The organism is Phenylobacterium sp., assembly GCF_013911965.1.
GTDB lineage: Bacteria > Pseudomonadota > Alphaproteobacteria > Caulobacterales > Caulobacteraceae > Phenylobacterium.
Genome location: NZ_JACESE010000001.1, coordinates 300,250 through 314,634, shown reverse-complemented (window position 1 = coordinate 314,634; position 14,385 = coordinate 300,250). Strand labels below are relative to the sequence as shown.

Sequence of the window (14,385 nt, the reverse complement as noted above, 5' to 3'; positions counted from 1 at the left end):
TATCAAGGGAAATTCGGGTGTGAGGATGACGTATCCGCAGGAGCGGCCTTGGCGAATGTTGACGAAATCTTGCCGAATTGCTGTCGGGTTTCGCCTTTATCGCGCCATGATCGTCCGTGGGAGCGATCTTGCCGCGCCGAGGGATCGGATCGGGCGCTGACGCGTCTTTGACCAGCTTCACCGGCGCGGCGTCTTGACCCATCCGCGAACGGACCGCCAAGGTGGGGCGCAGTGGGAGGGTGTGTATGCGCTTGAAAGCCCGGCTGGAACGTGAGTGGCGGTTCCTGCGCAGTCTCAGACGCACCCTTGGGCGCGTGAAGTCCATCGCCACCGATTCTCCGAACCTGATCTGCGACGATCTCCAGGCGGCGGTGGAGAAGTGGCGCGACCGTCCGGCCATGACCTTCGAAGGCCGCACGGTCAGCTATGGCGAACTGGACGCCATCGCCAACCGATACGCCCATTGGGGCAAGGGGCTGAACCTGCGGCGGGGCCAGGCCGTGGCCCTCTTCATGCCCAACCGCATCGAGTATTTCTGCGCCTGGTACGGGCTGTCGAAGATCGGGGTCGTCACGGCCCTGATCAACAATCAGCTGACCGGCGCGCCGCTGGCTCACTGTCTGAACATCTCCGGCGCCTCGCACTGCATCGTCGACGCCGAGACCGCCCCGGCCTTCGAGGAGGTGAAGGCGGAGCTCGAGAGCCCGATGCATGAGTGGATCCTGGGCGACGCGCGCGGCGAACAGCGCGATCTGGTCCAGGCGCTCAAGAGCTGCAGCCAGTTGCCGCCCGACCGGGAGGTGCGCGCCGGCATGACCGCCCGCGACACCTGCCTCTACATCTTCACCAGCGGCACGACCGGCCTGCCCAAGGCGGCCCGCATCACCCATGTGCGGGCCCAGCTCTACATGCGGGGGTTCGCCGGCTCGACCGGCGCGCGGGCGGACGACCGGATCTATGTCGCCCTGCCGCTCTATCACGCCACCGGCGGGCTCTGCGCCCTGGGCGCGGCCCTGCTGAACGGCGGCTCGGTGGTGCTGAAGAAGAAGTTCTCCGCCAGCAACTTCTGGGAGGACGTCGTCGCCCAGGACTGCACCATGTTCGTCTATATCGGCGAACTGTGCCGCTACCTGGTCAACCAGCCCGAGCACGAGGCGGAGACGCGGCACAAGATCCGGATGGCCTTCGGCAACGGACTGCGGCCCGACGTCTGGGCCCAGCTCAAGCGGCGCTTCCGCATCCCCGACATCCTGGAGTTCTACGGCTCCACCGAAGGCAATGTGTCGATGTTCAACTTCGACGGCCGCGAAGGGGCGATCGGGCGTGTGCCGCGCTATCTGCGCAAGCGCTTCAACATCCGCCTCGTGCAGTTCGACGTGGAGACCGAGACGCCGATCCGCGGACCGAACGGCTTCTGCATCGAGTGCGGCCCCGGCCAGATCGGCGAGTGCATCGGCAAGATAGGCGGCGACGCCCGCGCCGAATACACCGGCTATGTCGACAAGGCGGCCAGCGACAAGAAGGTGCTGCGCGACGTCTTCGAGAAGGGCGACGCCTGGTTCCGCACCGGCGACCTGATGAAGCAGGACGCCGAAGGCTACTTCTACTTCGTCGACCGCATCGGCGACACCTTCCGCTGGAAGGGCGAGAACGTCTCCACCAACGAGGTGGCCGCCCGCCTGCAGGAGGCGCCCGGGGTGCAGGAGGCGAACGTCTATGGGGTGGAGGTGCCGGGCGCCGACGGCCGCGCCGGCATGGCCGCCCTGGTCACGGACGAGGCCTTCGACCTGGCGGCCTTCGGCGAACACGTGGCCAGGGAGCTTCCCAGCTACGCCCAGCCGCTCTTCCTGCGCATGATGCCCGCCATGGAGACCACGGGGACCTTCAAGCAGCGCAAGGTCGACCTGGTTCGCGAGGGCTTCGACCCCGGCCAGGTGAAGACGCCGCTGTACTTCCGCGATCCCGACAAGGGCTATGTGAAGATCACCAAGACGGTGTTCAACAAGATCACCGCCGGCGGCTACAAGATCTAGGCGGCGGCTTCGGCGGCGTCCTGCACGCGAAGGCGGACGCTCAGTCGGCAGCGCAGGCCCTGGGGCGCGAAGTCGAGATCGGCCTGGCCGTCGATGTCGCCCTTCAGGCTGCGCTCGATCAGCCGCGACCCGAATCCCTGGCGCTGCGGCGGCGTCACCGTCGGGCCGCCTTCCTCCGTCCAGCTCAGTTCCAGCCGCGGCCGCGCGCCGTCGTCGTGCAGGCTCCAGCTCACGCGAACGCAGCCTTCCTGCGAAGAGAGGGCGCCGTACTTCGCGGCGTTGGTGGCGAGCTCGTGGAAGACCAGGCCGAGGGTGAGCGCTTCGGCCGGCGAGAGCGCCACCGACGGTCCCCGGACGGTGTAGCGGTCCGAGCCGTGCGGGCGCAGCTCCAGCATGATGACGTCATTCAGATCCGCGCCGCGCCAGACCGACTGGGTCAGCAGATCGTGGGTCGCCGACAGGGCCATCAGCCGCGCTTCGAAGGCCGCCTTGAAGGCTTCCGGATCCGCGCTGGTGCGCAGGGTCTGGGCGGCGATCGACTGCACCGTGGCCAGGGTGTTCTTCACCCGGTGATTCAGTTCGTCCAGCAGGAGCTTCTGCTGCTCCTCGGCCCGGATCCGATCGGTGACGTCGCTGCCTTCGACGAAGACGCCCCACGGCGCGCCGCGGGCGTCGAAGATCGGCTGGAAGATGAAGTCGACGAAGCGTTCCTCGGCTGCGGCGTCCGGCGCACGCTGCAGCATGACGCTGGCCGCGGCGCCGATATAGGCCTGTCCCGTCCGCATCACCTCGGCGAGGATGTCGGGGAAGGGCTGTCCGTGGAGTTCGGGCACGGCCTCCATCAGCGGCCTGCCGATCAGGGGGCGGTGGCCGACCAGCTGCTGGTAGGCGTTGTTCACCAGCCGGAAGGTGTAGTCCGGGCCCAGCAGGACGGCCATGAAGCTCGGCGCCTGCATGAAGAGGTTGCGGAGCTGGTTGGTCTCCTCGACCAGGACGAGGTTGGTCTCCTGCAGTTCCTGGGCGCGCTGGAGGAGCTGGGTGGCGCCCTCCACCGGCGGCTGGGGCGCCGGTTCGCCGCCGGGGCCATAGGCCATGTCCTTCAGGCGCTGGATGTCGGTCACGTCGACCGTGTTCTGCAGGAGGAAGGCGACCTCGCCCGCCTCGTCGAAGAGGGGCGTGTGGACGGCCGACCAGTAGCGCATCTCGAACCCGCCGCCGAGCGAACGGGGCAGGGGGATGGCGTAGGGAATGAGGGCCAGGGTGTCCGGCTGGCCGGTGGCGAACACCCGCTCGAAGGATTCGCGAAGCTGGCGGCCGCTGGGGCCCTCGTTGGGAAACAGCTCGAACATGCCGCGGCCGAGCAGTTCCTCGCGGCTGCGCTCCGTCACCGCCTGATAGGCCAGATTGGCTTCCACGAAGCGGAATCCCCGGTCCAGCACCACGTGCGGACTGGGCAGATTCTCGAAAAGGGTGCGGAAATCGATCTGCGGCAAAGCTTACCCCCAGTCGCGTAACGCTTTGACGAGCCAAGCGATCCACCAGAACGAAAGTCGAATAGCGGCCGTCCGGCGGCGCATCAAGCTCTCCCGCGGCGACGAAGGCGCGCACCTGTCTGAACCTGCGCAAACCGCCTATATCGGGCCCATGGTCGATACCGCCGCCGCGCCGTTGACGGGCGCCGCCCTCATCAAGGACGAAGTCAAGCGCCTGCCCGACGCGCCGGGCGTCTATCGCATGATCGGCGAGGACGGCGAGGTCCTCTATGTCGGCAAGGCGCGTTCGCTGAAGAAGCGGGTGACCCAGTACGCGCAAGGGCGCTTCCACACCCAGCGCATCGCCCTGATGGTCGACCTGACCCGGTCGATGGAGTTCGTCACCACGCGGACGGAGACCGACGCCCTGCTGCTCGAGATCAACCTGATCAAGCAGCTCAAGCCGCGCTTCAACGTCCTGCTGCGGGACGACAAGAGCTTCCCCGAGATCGTCATCCGCCGCGACCACGAGGCGCCGCAGCTGCGCAAGCACCGCGGGGCCCACACCATCAAGGGCGACTATTTCGGCCCCTTCGCCAGCGCCTGGGCGGTGAACCGGACGCTGAACACCCTGCAGAAGGCCTTCCTGCTGCGGTCCTGCTCCGACAGCGTCTACGAGACGCGGACCCGGCCCTGCATGCTGCACCAGATCAAGCGGTGCGCCGCCCCGTGCACGGGACTGGTCTCCATCGAGGACTACGGCGCCCTGGTCGAGGAGGCCGAGGCCTTCCTGCGGGGCAAGAGCCGGGCGGTGATGGCGCGCATGTCGGCCGAGATGCAGGCGGCCTCCGACGACATGGAGTTCGAGCGCGCCGCGCGCCTGCGCGACCGCATCCGGGCGCTCGCCTCCGTCGCCCAGGAGACGCAGATCAATCCCGAGAGCCTGGAGGAGGGCGACGTCATCGCCCTGCACGGCGAGGGCGGCCAGGCCTGCGTCCAGGTCTTCTTCTTCCGCGCCGGCCAGAACTGGGGCAACCGCGCCTACTTCCCGCGCGTGGACAAGAGCGACGAGGAGGCCGACGTGATGGCCGCCTTCCTCGGCCAGTTCTACGAGGACAAGCCCATCCCCCGCCTGATCCTGACCAATGTGGAGCCGGCCGATTGCGATCTGCTGTCGGAGGCGTTCGCGCTCAAGGCCGGGCGCAAGGTGGAGATCCTCAAGCCCCAGCGGGGCGAGAAGCGCCAGCTGGTCGACCACGCCCTGACCAACGCCCGCGAGGCGCTCGGCCGCAAGATGGCCGAGAGCTCGGCCCAGTCGAAACTGCTGGCCGGCGTCTGCGAGGCCTTCGGTCTGGAGGCGAGTCCGGAGCGGATCGAGGTCTATGACAACAGCCACATCATGGGGACCAACGCCGTCGGCGGCATGATCGTGGCCGGCCCCGAAGGCTTCCTGAAGAGTCAGTACCGCAAGTTCAACATCAAGGGGACGGAGCTCACCCCGGGCGACGACTACGGCATGATGCGCGAGGTGCTGCGCCGCCGCTTCGGCCGTCTGGTCAAGGAGGAGGAGGCCGGCGAGAGCCCGCCCCGGCCCGATCTCGTCCTCATCGACGGCGGCGCCGGACAGCTCGCCGCGGCGCTGGAGATCATGGCCGATCTCGGCGTCGACGACATCGCCGTCGTCGGCGTGGCCAAGGGGCCGGACCGGGACGCCGGGCTGGAGCGCTTCTTCATGGAGGGGCGCGAGCCCTTCATGCTCGAGCCCAAGTCGCCCGTGCTCTACTACCTCCAGCGCCTGCGCGACGAGGCCCACCGCTTCGCCATCGGCAGCCACCGCACGCGCCGGGCCATCGACATGAAGAAGAACCCCCTGGACGAAATCGAGGGGGTGGGGCCGGGGCGCAAGCGCGCCCTTCTGCACGCCTTCGGCTCAGCCCGGGGCGTCAGCCGCGCCTCGGTGGAGGACCTGGCCAAGGTCGAGGGCGTGAGTCAGGCGCTCGCCCAGCGGATCCACGCCTTCTTCCGCAAATAGCGCTCCGAAGAGCGGGCCTGTGCGTTATGGTCGGCCCGAAACCAAGGAGACGCCCATGCTGCTTCGCCTCGCCCTCGCCGCCTCTGTCCTGGCCGCCATTCCGGCCGCCGCCGGCGCCAGTTCGCCCGACGCCTGGAACGAATTCCGCGCGGAGGTGCGCAGCGCCTGCCTGGCCGCCGGCCAGGCCCAGGGCATGAGCAACCCGACCATCGTGGTCCATCCGTTCGGCACCGAATCCTATGGCGTTGCGGTGCTGCGCCAGGGCGAGGAGCGGAAGATCTGCGTGTTTAACAAGCAGACCAAGGCCGTGGAGCTCACCTGATCGACGCGGAGCCCTGAGCGATGAAAGCCCTGCCGAACATCCTGACCTCGCTGCGTCTGATTCTGGCGCTCTTCATGTTCGTGGCCCTGGCGACCGCGGCCGGGGGCGCGCCATGGCTCAGCGAGCGCCTGACCATGGAGGACCAGTTCGCCCTGCAGCGCTGGGCCTTCTGGGCCTTCGTGATCGCCGCGACCACAGACTGGTTCGACGGCTGGCTGGCGCGGAAGTTCGACGCGGTCACCGTCTGGGGCGCCATCCTCGACCCCATCGGCGACAAGGTGCTGGTCTGCGGCGCCATCCTCGGCCTCATGTCGCTCGGTCCCCAGCCGATGGTCTTCCTGCCGGCGGGCCTGATCCTCTTCCGGGAATTCACGGTCAGCGCGCTTCGCGAGGTGGGGGCCGGCAAGGGGGTGAAGCTGCCGGTCACCCTGCTGGCCAAGTGGAAGACCGCGCTGCAGCTCACCGCACTCGGCGCCGAGCTGCTGGTCGCCTCCTGGGGCGCGTTCGGCCTGCCGATGACGCCGGAGACCCTGGGTCCCGTCACCCTGGTGGCGCACGGCCTCTTCTGGCTGGCCGCGGTGGTGACCGTGATCACCGGCGCCCAGTACTGGGAGCAGACGCGGAAGGCGCTGGCGGAGTAGCCGGCGCGGACCCCGCCGGCCGCCGCGGGCGCGATCCCGGCGGCCGGTCGGCCTGCATCAGACGCACCAGCATCGCGTCGCCCGCCATGCGCAGCATCATCGGATCTCTCCCTTCGCCTCCGTCGCGCCGGTGTAAGAAGATAATGCGAATGAATCGCAAATCTGGTCAAGGCTTCGTGCGCAGCGGAGCCTATGGGACAGCCGGGGCGTTGTGGGGGCAGACACGTGAGGAGCAGACTATGCGCTATGTAACGCTTCCCGTGGCCGTCGCCGCCGTGGCGCTGGCCACCGTCCCGGCCCCCGTCGCCGCCCAGACCGGCGGGACGTCCCTGGGCAACTTCTTCAACTGCGAGGCCTCCGGCCAGCGCCAGGAGACGGGCGCCCTGCTGGGCGGCGTGGCCGGCGCCCTGCTGGGCAGTCAGGTCAGCAAGAACGAGCGGGCGCTTGGCGCCGTGCTGGGCGCGGGCCTGGGCGCAGCGGCCGGCTCCTGGATCGGCTGCAACATGCAGGTCAGCGAGCAGGCCCGCGCCCGCAACGCCTTCGAGACCGCCCTGAACACCAATCGCACCCAGACCTGGCAGGATCCGACCACCGGCGTCAGCGGCCGGGTGGAGATCATCGACGCCAATGTCGGCGGCGCGGCCTCGGCGGTCAGCTACGGCCAGCCGGCCTCGTCCACCAGCCTGCGCTACGGCTCTCGCGTGCAGCCGCTGCGCGTGGCCTTCGAGCCGACCAACGCCCAGTTCACCACCAGCAACGCCGTGAACCTGCGCGCCGCCCCGACGACCAGTTCGGCGGTGGTCGGCCAGCTTCGCGCCGGTGAGACGTTCAACGTCGCCGGTCGCGTCTCGGGCGACCGCTGGCTGCTGGTGGAGCAGAACGGCTATGTGACCGGCTATGTGGCCGAGTGGGTGGTCCAGCCGGCCCGCACCGGCGGCTACGCCCAGGCCAACTGCAAGGTCGTGCAGCAGACCATGTATCCCCGCGTCGGTCGGGCCCAGACCGAACGCTACACCGCCTGTCCCGCCGCCGGCGGCGGCTGGCGGCTCAGCGCGGCCTGAGGGCGCGAGCCATTGCAGGACCTGCGAGGGCGGTCGGCGCAAGCCGGCCGCCCTTCGCATATGGGCCCGTCAGGACATGGGATTGGCTTCCGGCGGCGGGTCGCCGGGCAGGGGGATGAACTCCTCATCGTCGGCGTCGGGCAGCTTCATGCGGCCGGCGCGCCAGTCGGCCTTGGCCTGCTCGATCCGCGCCTTGGACGAGGAGACGAAGTTCCACTCAATGAACCGCTCGCCGATCGGCTCCCCGCCGAGCAGCATGACGATGGCGTCGGTCGCCGCGGTGAGCACCACCGGCTGACCGGGAGCGAAGACCAGCATCTCGCCGGCCCCGAAGGTGCGGCCGTCCACCTCCACACCGCCGCGGGCGACATAGGCCGCGCGCTCCGGGTATTCGGCGGGAAGCTCGCCCCGCGCCCCGGCTTTCATGGTCCAGTGGACGTAGAACATGGGCGAGCGCACCGGCACCGGCGCCTTGGCCCCAAAGGCCGCCCCGGCGATCAGCCGCGCGGTCAGGCCCTCGGCCTCGTAGGCCGGCAGGTCGGAAACGTCGAAATGGGCGAAGCTGGGGTCGATCTCCTCCTCGCCGTTCGGCAGGGCGATCCAGGTCTGGATGCCGTCCATGGTCCCGCCGTGGCTGCGCAGGTGCTCGAAGCGTTCGGAATGGGTGACGCCGCTTCCGGCCGTCATCCAGTTCACCTCGCCGGGCTTGATCTCCTGGTGGGCGCCCACGCTGTCGCGGTGGGTCATCTGGCCCTCGTAGAGATAGGAGAGGGTCGAAAGTCCGATATGCGGATGGGGCCGCACGTCGACGGTGCGCGGGAAGCCGGCCGTGAAGCTCGCCGGCCCCATATGGTCGAAGAAGATGAAGGGCCCGACCATCCGCCGTTTGGCGAAGGGCAGCACCCGCCCCACCTCGAATCCGCCCAGGTCGCGCCTGCGCTGCGAAATTACCAGATCGATCATGGTCCGCCCTCTGTCGCCTCGGTCCAGCGCCAATATAGGGTGGCGCGGCCGCCCTGGCCTGCATCGCCTTGTGCGGCGTCGAAGGAGTTTGCTTGCAGACCTACCGTCCGCCCCGCCACCTGCTGATCGTCGCCGCGCTGGCCCTCCTCGTCGGCGGAATGTCCCTCGTGCGCGAGGTGACGCGCCAGAACGACGGCTCGGACCTGAAGGTGGCGGAAGATCTGCCGCCGGCGGTCCGCGCCGACCTGCTGGACGCCGCCCAGACCGCCTACGGCCTCTTCGATACGCCGCAGTTCGCGCAAGCCCTGGCCGCCGGCGCGGGCGGCCAGCCCATCTATATCTCCCGCGACCGCCGCGCAGGCAGCGTCGCCGAGGTGCTCGAACGCCTGCGGAGCGAGGGCCGCTTCCTGCCCGTGCGCCTCGTCCTGATGACGCAGGGCGAGGCCAACGCCGCCTGGCACTACGCCGCCGGCGGCGGGGTGGGCTATTTCACCCAGGACGGCGAGATCCATCTGCCGCCGGAGGTGGCCGCCCAGTGGCGCGCCGAGGACCCTGTGGTCCGCTCCTGCGCGCTGAACACCCTGGCTCACGAGATCGCCCACACCGTCTCGGTCTCGCCCTTCGTCTTCACGCCGGCCTTCACCGACACCTCCCTGGACGCGCCCACCATCCCCGGCCGCCGCCCCGGCGAAAGCCCCATCGGCTCCTACCTGATCGGCTCGGCGGCCCAATGCGCCTGGCTGGCGCGCCAGGGCCGCATCGAAGACGCCGAACTCGGCGCCTGCGTCGAGGTCTTCGGCGCCGCCGGCTTCAACGACCGCTGCGCGGCGTTCGGGGGAGGGGAGCCGGTACGCGAGCGGGCAGGCCTGCCGCCGCCGATGCCGGGGTTGTGAGGGGGTGGCGGCGCCTCGCTGATGCGCGTATCCTATGCGCATGGATAACGCACGTATCTCGGCGCGTCAGCGCTTGAACCTGACGCTCTCGGCGCCCCTCGTCGAGGAGGCCAAGGCGCTCGGCCTCAACCTTTCGCGGGCCTGCGAGAGCGGCCTGGAGATGGCGGTCGCCGCCGAGCGCGCCCGGCGCTGGCAGGCCGAGAACCGCCCCTTCTTCGACTGGTACAATGAAAAGGTGGAGCAGGACGGTCTCCTGCTGGGCCGCTACCGCCAGTTCTGATGAAGAACGGCGTCTACAGGCTGCCCAGCGGCGTGCTCGTCGTGGACGTGCAATCCGATCTCCTGAACCCCACGGCCACCCGCGTGGTCGTTCCGCTCATCGCAGCGGCGGATCTGAAAGGCGCCCAGCCGAGTCGGCTGACGCCGCACTTCGAGGTCGAAGGGGCGGAGTTCATGCTCCTGCCCCTGCAGATGGCCGCCGTCCCGCTCCGCGAACTCGGCCGGCAGCCCGTCCGTATGCTGTCGGACGCCGAAGCCTACGCGGTCAGCGGCGCGCTCGGTGTGCTGTTCGAGGGGGTGTGATTGCGCCACGGTGAACGATGGCGTGGATGCCGGGGCTTCAGATCGGCTGGTGCGCAATCCCGGTCCTGCGGCTTGCCATCGCCCCGCTTTCCCGCGTTCTAGGGCCATGGGCCGACACGAACCGCCGCGCGACCGTCTGAACCGCCGCTTCCGCACGGTGCGCTGAGCCGATGGTGCGTCGCGCGTCGAGCGGAAAGAAGACCCTGTCAGAGGCCAATCTGGCCGCCCTGGGCGCCGAACGGCTGGCCGCGATCCTGGTGGAGACGGCCAGTCCCGCCCTGACGCGTCGCCTGCGCATGGAGCTGGCCGCCGAGGTGGGCGCCGCCGACCTGGCCTTCGAACTGGACAAGCGCCTGGCCGCGCTGGAGGCCAGCCGGACGCGGGTCTCCTGGCGCAAGCGGCCGGAGCTGCTGGCCGAACTGAAGACCCTGCTGAGCATGATCGTCGGGCGGCTGGCGGAGATGGAGCCGGCGCTGGCGCTGGACCGACTGGTGGCCTGGTTCGATCTCTATCCCGGCCTCACCCGCCGCGTGCAGGACCCGAAGGGCGAGCTGGCCCAGATCTTCGACGCCGCCGCTCACGACCTGGCCGCGCTCGCCTCGCGGCTGGGGCCGGAGATCGCAGCCCCGGTCCTCAGCGAGCCCCTGACCACCCGGCTGTCGGACTGGGCGGTGTGGATCGGCCGTTGCGCAGGCGAGCTGAGCCCGGCGCTCGCGCAGGCGCTGCTGCGCGACCTCACCGAAGGCCGCCCGCCGCCCACGGGACGCCTGGCCCTTGTGGTGCGCCGGCTGGCCGACCGGGCCGGCGACCTGGACCTCTGGATCGCCTCCCTCTCCGAGGCCGACCGGAAGAAGCCCGACATGGGCGCCGAGATCGCCCGGCGCCTGGCGCTGGCCGGCCGGGCCGAGCCCGCGCGGGCGGCGCTGGAGGCGGCGCGGGTGTCCAGCCCCGCCGCGCGGCCGGCGCGGGGCCGGGCCGCCGCTGGACCAGAGCCGCAGTCGGAGGCCTGGTGCGTCGCCGAGATCGCTGTGCTGGAGGCCGAAGGCGACGCGGCCGCCGCCGACGCCGCGCGCTGGGCGCTGTTCGAGCGAACGCTCTCAGTCGACACGCTGCGGGCCTTGCTCGCCAAGCTGCCGGACTTCGAGGACGTGGTGGCTCTGGACCGCGCCTTCGCCATCGCCGCGGCGTACGGGGACCTGATGCGGGCGCTCGCCTTCCTGATGGCATGGCCGGCTCACCGGGAGGCCGCGACCCTGATCGCCGCGCGCAGGGGCGAGCTGCGCGGCGCGTGGAACGACCTGCCCCAATGGGCCGAACAGCTTTCGGCGCGCCATCCGGTCGCCGCCCTCCTGCTGGTCCGCGCCCGCGCCGCCGCCCTCCTGCGCCTCGGCGCCGGCTTCACCGACGAGGTCCGGCGCCTGATCGACGAAGCCGAAGCCCTGGCGGTGGGGCTGAACGACCCCAGCGTGCCGACGCACGAAGCCTTTGTGGCCGAGTTGTCCAGGCCTGCGAGCGGGCCCGCGGCGCGCTATCGTTGAGAGCGGCGCCTAGGCGGGGGAGCGATAGTCCATTCCGGCTTCGAACGCCCGCGACAGCGTCGCCACCGTGTCCCGCAGCATCGTCTCGATCGGGGCGTCCGCCGTGATGAGCTGTGCGACCAAGGCCGGATGAATGAATATGGTCACGGCGTCTCGAACCACACCTGAAGCGATGTCGACGTCATCGACCTTCCACTCGCCGCGCTCGACCCCTTGCGCGATGAGTCGCGCGATGAGCGCCGTCATACGCTCGGTGTAGGCGGCGATCATGTCGGGGCGCTCGACCAGAATCCGCCGATAGAGGTCGTGGATCTCGCGATCGCCGATGAAACGCTCGCGCTTGCGGCGGTGGAGATCGAGAAGCATGGCCAGCAACCGGTCGGCGGCGGGGCCGTCGCCTGCGACATGCGCGACGGCTAGGGCCTCCTCGTCGCGCATCGCTTCTTCGACGATCGCATCCATGATCGCCCCCTTCGACCGATAGAGGCGGTAGAGCGCGGCGTGGCTGACCCCCAAGGCGCGGCCAATGTCGACCATGTTTGTCTTCGTCTCGCCAAAGCGGCGGACCAGCGCCTTCGCGGCTTCCAGGATGGATGAGGCTGTGAGCGCGTTGGAGGGCGAAGGGGGCATGGCCCCCGGATAGGCTCCGCCCAACCTGTATGCAACAGGATCAAGATTACAAAAATAGTAGATTGTAATTCGGATTCGTCCGGCGCATACCGATGGGTGTCTTAAGGAGGCGCCCCAATGGCGATCGCGTTCGTGACCGGAGGGACCGGGCTGCTGGGCGGCAGGCTCGTGGAAACGCTGCTCCGCGACGGCTGGACCGTCAGAGCGCTGTATCGATCGCCCAAAGACGCCGACCGTCTCCTGGCGCTCGGCGCCGAGCCGGTCCAGGGCGACCTCGGCGACATCTCCTCGCTTCGCCCCGGTGTGGCGGGTGCGGATGCGGTTTTCCATTGCGCTGCGCTCTTCACGATGTGGGCACCCCCGGCGGAGTTCGAACGTGTGAATGTGGAGGGCACTCGCAACCTGCTCGCCGCAGCCTCAGACGCGGGGGTCAAACGCTTCGTCCAAATCGCGGCCGCCGGCGTCGTGATGGGAAGGCGGCGCGCAATGACGGGCGTGACGGAAGATGCGCCGCTCGCCTATCCCGCCTGGGCCCCCTATCTGGCCAGCAAGGCTCGGGCGATGAGGCTTGTGGTCCAGGCCGACGCGCCTCGGGGGATGAGAACGACAGTGATCATGCCGCCGCTCATCTGGGGGCCAGGCATGCCCATGTTGGAGGAGGTCGCGAGGGACGTCGCAGCGGGCCGTTTCGCATGGCCCGGCGGCGGGCGGCAGATGATGTCGACCGCACATGTCGACAACGTGTGTCATTGCGCGATCCTTGCGGCCGCACGATCTCCGGGCGGCCGGGCCTACTTCGTCACCGACGGTGAAGACCGCACAATGCGAGAGGTCATGACCGCCTTGCTCGCCAGCCGCGGCGTCAAGGTGGACGCCCGGGACGTCCCGATCGGAGCGGCGTGGCTGATCGCGACCTTGATGGAAGGCGCCTGGCGCATCTTGCGTCTGAAGGGTCATCCGCCGCTCACGCGGCAGATGCTGCGGCTGGTCGGCTACGATTTCACGATCTCGGACCGGCGCGCCCGTTCAGAACTCGGCTATGCGCCGGTCGTGAGCTGGCAAGATGGCCTGACGGCGATGCAAGCGGCGTCGGCTTGACCTGGCGCATGTCCGCGGCCGCCTGGTCCGAGAGCTCATGGCGAGACAAAGCGGTATGACCTGGGCGCCTGGTGTCAATTGGGCGCTACGGTTCGCCTAGGCCTCGCCGAGGCAACCCTGCCGTACACAGAAGAGGAGGTGATCGAGACCGTGCCGATCGTGAGGCCGGTGCTTGAGCAGATCGCCCACAAGTGGTCGATCCTGGTTCTCACCTTTCTCTGCGAGGAACCCAAGCGCTTCAATGCACTCAAGCGGCGCCTCGACGGCGTCACCCAGAAGGCGCTCACCGACACGTTGCGACGGCTTGAGCGTAACGGGCTCATCGACCGGCAGGTTCTTACCGCCTCGCCCATCGCCGTCGTCTATTCGATCACGCCGCTGGGCAGGACGCTTAAGAACCCGCTCCTCGCGCTTTACGACTGGGCCCTCCGGCACGAAGGCGACCTGCAACGCGCCAACGAGCGGTTCGACCGGAAGCAAGGGGCGAAACCGCCGCCCGAGCCATGAGGGAGGGGCGGGTTCTGGCGGCCTGATGTCGTGGCCCCAGCCTAACCCTGCGCGCTCACATAGGGGCTCACCAGGCCGAGCGGGGCCGCCGTGGTGTTCTTCACGCTGCGGATGACGATGCGGCTTTCGATGTTGGAGACGAGGCCGAGCGACAGGATCTGGTCGCGCAGGAAGTTGTCGAAGGCGTGCATGTCGCGGGTGACGATGCGCAGCTCGTAGTCGGCCGCGCCGGTGACAGTGGCGCACTGGACCACCTCCGGCAGCTTGCCGATGGCCTGTTCGAAGGCGTCGAGATTGTCGCGCGTCGGCAGGGACAGCTTGACGGTGCAATAGACTTCGAAGCCCAGGCCGAGGCGCTCGCGGTCCAGGATGGTGACCCGGCGCTGGATGACGCCTGCATCCTCCAGCCGCTTGATGCGCCGCCAGCAGGGGCTGGAGGACAATCCGACCCTCTCGGCGATCTCGGCGACGGACAGACCTGCGTCGTGCTGGATCAGGTCGAGAATCTTGGCATCGACCGCATCGAGAGTCTCGGACACGTTTTTCTCCCGCTTTATGCCCACTCGCGCCCACTTCGTGCCCCGGAACCGAACGGTGGGGGCACGCCTTTGGT

General features: G+C 69.1%; 15 protein-coding genes. 11 read left to right on the top strand and 4 right to left on the bottom strand.

The window, feature by feature from the left end:
- Window positions 1-245: 245 nt before the first annotated feature.
- Complete coding sequence (locus H2041_RS01550; protein ID WP_293408702.1) at window positions 246-2,033, top strand: long-chain-acyl-CoA synthetase; 1,788 nt, start codon at window positions 246-248, stop codon at window positions 2,031-2,033.
- On the opposite strand, the gene H2041_RS01545 is transcribed toward H2041_RS01550, so the two are convergent.
- Window positions 2,030-3,526 carry an HWE histidine kinase domain-containing protein gene (locus tag H2041_RS01545; RefSeq protein WP_293408700.1) on the bottom strand — a complete coding sequence of 499 codons (1,497 nt, stop codon included), beginning with the start codon at window positions 3,524-3,526 and terminating at the stop codon, window positions 2,030-2,032. The genes H2041_RS01550 and H2041_RS01545 overlap by 4 nt on opposite strands.
- Window positions 3,527-3,677: 151 nt before the next feature.
- Here H2041_RS01545 and uvrC point away from each other — a divergent pair, with 151 nt between their 5' ends.
- The 4 genes from uvrC (at window position 3,678) to H2041_RS01525 (ending at window position 7,561) form a co-directional block, all read left to right on the top strand.
- The gene (uvrC, locus tag H2041_RS01540; RefSeq protein WP_293408698.1) at window positions 3,678-5,537 is read left to right on the top strand and encodes an excinuclease ABC subunit UvrC; all 1,860 of its coding nucleotides are present in this window, start codon (window positions 3,678-3,680) and stop codon (window positions 5,535-5,537) included.
- Between the two features lie 55 nt (window positions 5,538-5,592).
- Window positions 5,593-5,859 carry a hypothetical protein gene (locus tag H2041_RS01535; protein WP_293408697.1) on the top strand — a complete coding sequence of 89 codons (267 nt, stop codon included), beginning with the start codon at window positions 5,593-5,595 and terminating at the stop codon, window positions 5,857-5,859.
- A 20-nt stretch (window positions 5,860-5,879) separates the two neighbouring features.
- Complete coding sequence (pgsA, locus tag H2041_RS01530; RefSeq protein WP_293408695.1) at window positions 5,880-6,500, top strand: CDP-diacylglycerol--glycerol-3-phosphate 3-phosphatidyltransferase; 621 nt, start codon at window positions 5,880-5,882, stop codon at window positions 6,498-6,500.
- Between the two features lie 239 nt (window positions 6,501-6,739).
- Entirely contained in the window at window positions 6,740-7,561 is an 822-nt protein-coding gene (locus tag H2041_RS01525) for an SH3 domain-containing protein (protein ID WP_293408693.1), read from the top strand.
- A 69-nt stretch (window positions 7,562-7,630) separates the two neighbouring features.
- Here H2041_RS01525 and H2041_RS01520 read toward each other — a convergent pair whose 3' ends face one another.
- Window positions 7,631-8,524 (bottom strand): pirin family protein, encoded by an 894-nt coding sequence (locus H2041_RS01520; RefSeq protein ID WP_293408692.1) that lies wholly within the window; start codon window positions 8,522-8,524, stop codon window positions 7,631-7,633.
- A 92-nt stretch (window positions 8,525-8,616) separates the two neighbouring features.
- Here H2041_RS01520 and H2041_RS01515 point away from each other — a divergent pair, with 92 nt between their 5' ends.
- The 4 genes from H2041_RS01515 to H2041_RS01500 all read left to right on the top strand — a co-directional run bounded on the left by H2041_RS01515 (window position 8,617) and on the right by H2041_RS01500 (window position 11,537).
- Entirely contained in the window at window positions 8,617-9,417 is an 801-nt protein-coding gene (locus tag H2041_RS01515; RefSeq protein ID WP_293408690.1) for a hypothetical protein, read from the top strand.
- Between the two features lie 73 nt (window positions 9,418-9,490).
- Window positions 9,491-9,697: a type II toxin-antitoxin system CcdA family antitoxin gene (locus tag H2041_RS01510; protein ID WP_293408688.1), complete on the top strand. Its 207-nt coding sequence runs from the start codon at window positions 9,491-9,493 to the stop codon at window positions 9,695-9,697.
- Window positions 9,697-9,999 (top strand): CcdB family protein, encoded by a 303-nt coding sequence (locus H2041_RS01505; RefSeq protein ID WP_293408685.1) that lies wholly within the window; start codon window positions 9,697-9,699, stop codon window positions 9,997-9,999. The genes H2041_RS01510 and H2041_RS01505 overlap by 1 nt, the downstream gene beginning before the upstream one ends.
- 170 nt (window positions 10,000-10,169) lie before the next feature.
- The gene (locus H2041_RS01500; protein WP_293408683.1) at window positions 10,170-11,537 is read left to right on the top strand and encodes a DUF6880 family protein; all 1,368 of its coding nucleotides are present in this window, start codon (window positions 10,170-10,172) and stop codon (window positions 11,535-11,537) included.
- Between the two features lie 9 nt (window positions 11,538-11,546).
- Here the strand turns inward: H2041_RS01500 and H2041_RS01495 are convergent, their stop codons facing one another.
- Window positions 11,547-12,167, bottom strand: coding sequence for a TetR/AcrR family transcriptional regulator (locus tag H2041_RS01495; protein ID WP_293408681.1), 621 nt, complete (start codon window positions 12,165-12,167; stop codon window positions 11,547-11,549).
- Window positions 12,168-12,284: 117 nt separating this feature from the next.
- Here H2041_RS01495 and H2041_RS01490 point away from each other — a divergent pair, with 117 nt between their 5' ends.
- The gene (locus tag H2041_RS01490) at window positions 12,285-13,265 is read left to right on the top strand and encodes an NAD(P)-dependent oxidoreductase (RefSeq protein WP_293408679.1); all 981 of its coding nucleotides are present in this window, start codon (window positions 12,285-12,287) and stop codon (window positions 13,263-13,265) included.
- A 138-nt stretch (window positions 13,266-13,403) separates the two neighbouring features.
- The gene (locus H2041_RS01485; protein WP_293408677.1) at window positions 13,404-13,772 is read left to right on the top strand and encodes a helix-turn-helix domain-containing protein; all 369 of its coding nucleotides are present in this window, start codon (window positions 13,404-13,406) and stop codon (window positions 13,770-13,772) included.
- Between the two features lie 41 nt (window positions 13,773-13,813).
- Here H2041_RS01485 and H2041_RS01480 read toward each other — a convergent pair whose 3' ends face one another.
- The gene (locus H2041_RS01480) at window positions 13,814-14,311 is read right to left on the bottom strand and encodes an Lrp/AsnC family transcriptional regulator (protein WP_293408675.1); all 498 of its coding nucleotides are present in this window, start codon (window positions 14,309-14,311) and stop codon (window positions 13,814-13,816) included.
- Between the last annotated feature and the right edge of the window lie 74 nt (window positions 14,312-14,385).

What these genes read in the sequence shown, in the direction of transcription:
- H2041_RS01550 (WP_293408702.1), top strand. Translation starts at nt 246, where the DNA reads ATGCGCTTGAAAGCCCGGCTGGAACGTGAGTGGCGGTTCCTGCGCAGT.
- uvrC (WP_293408698.1), top strand. Translation starts at nt 3,678, where the DNA reads ATGGTCGATACCGCCGCCGCGCCGTTGACGGGCGCCGCCCTCATCAAG.
- H2041_RS01535 (WP_293408697.1), top strand. Translation starts at nt 5,593, where the DNA reads ATGCTGCTTCGCCTCGCCCTCGCCGCCTCTGTCCTGGCCGCCATTCCG.
- pgsA (WP_293408695.1), top strand. Translation starts at nt 5,880, where the DNA reads ATGAAAGCCCTGCCGAACATCCTGACCTCGCTGCGTCTGATTCTGGCG.
- H2041_RS01525 (WP_293408693.1), top strand. Translation starts at nt 6,740, where the DNA reads ATGCGCTATGTAACGCTTCCCGTGGCCGTCGCCGCCGTGGCGCTGGCC.
- H2041_RS01520 (WP_293408692.1), bottom strand. Translation starts at nt 8,524, where the DNA reads ATGATCGATCTGGTAATTTCGCAGCGCAGGCGCGACCTGGGCGGATTC.
- H2041_RS01505 (WP_293408685.1), top strand. Translation starts at nt 9,697, where the DNA reads ATGAAGAACGGCGTCTACAGGCTGCCCAGCGGCGTGCTCGTCGTGGAC.
- H2041_RS01500 (WP_293408683.1), top strand. Translation starts at nt 10,170, where the DNA reads ATGGTGCGTCGCGCGTCGAGCGGAAAGAAGACCCTGTCAGAGGCCAAT.
- H2041_RS01495 (WP_293408681.1), bottom strand. Translation starts at nt 12,167, where the DNA reads ATGCCCCCTTCGCCCTCCAACGCGCTCACAGCCTCATCCATCCTGGAA.
- H2041_RS01490 (WP_293408679.1), top strand. Translation starts at nt 12,285, where the DNA reads ATGGCGATCGCGTTCGTGACCGGAGGGACCGGGCTGCTGGGCGGCAGG.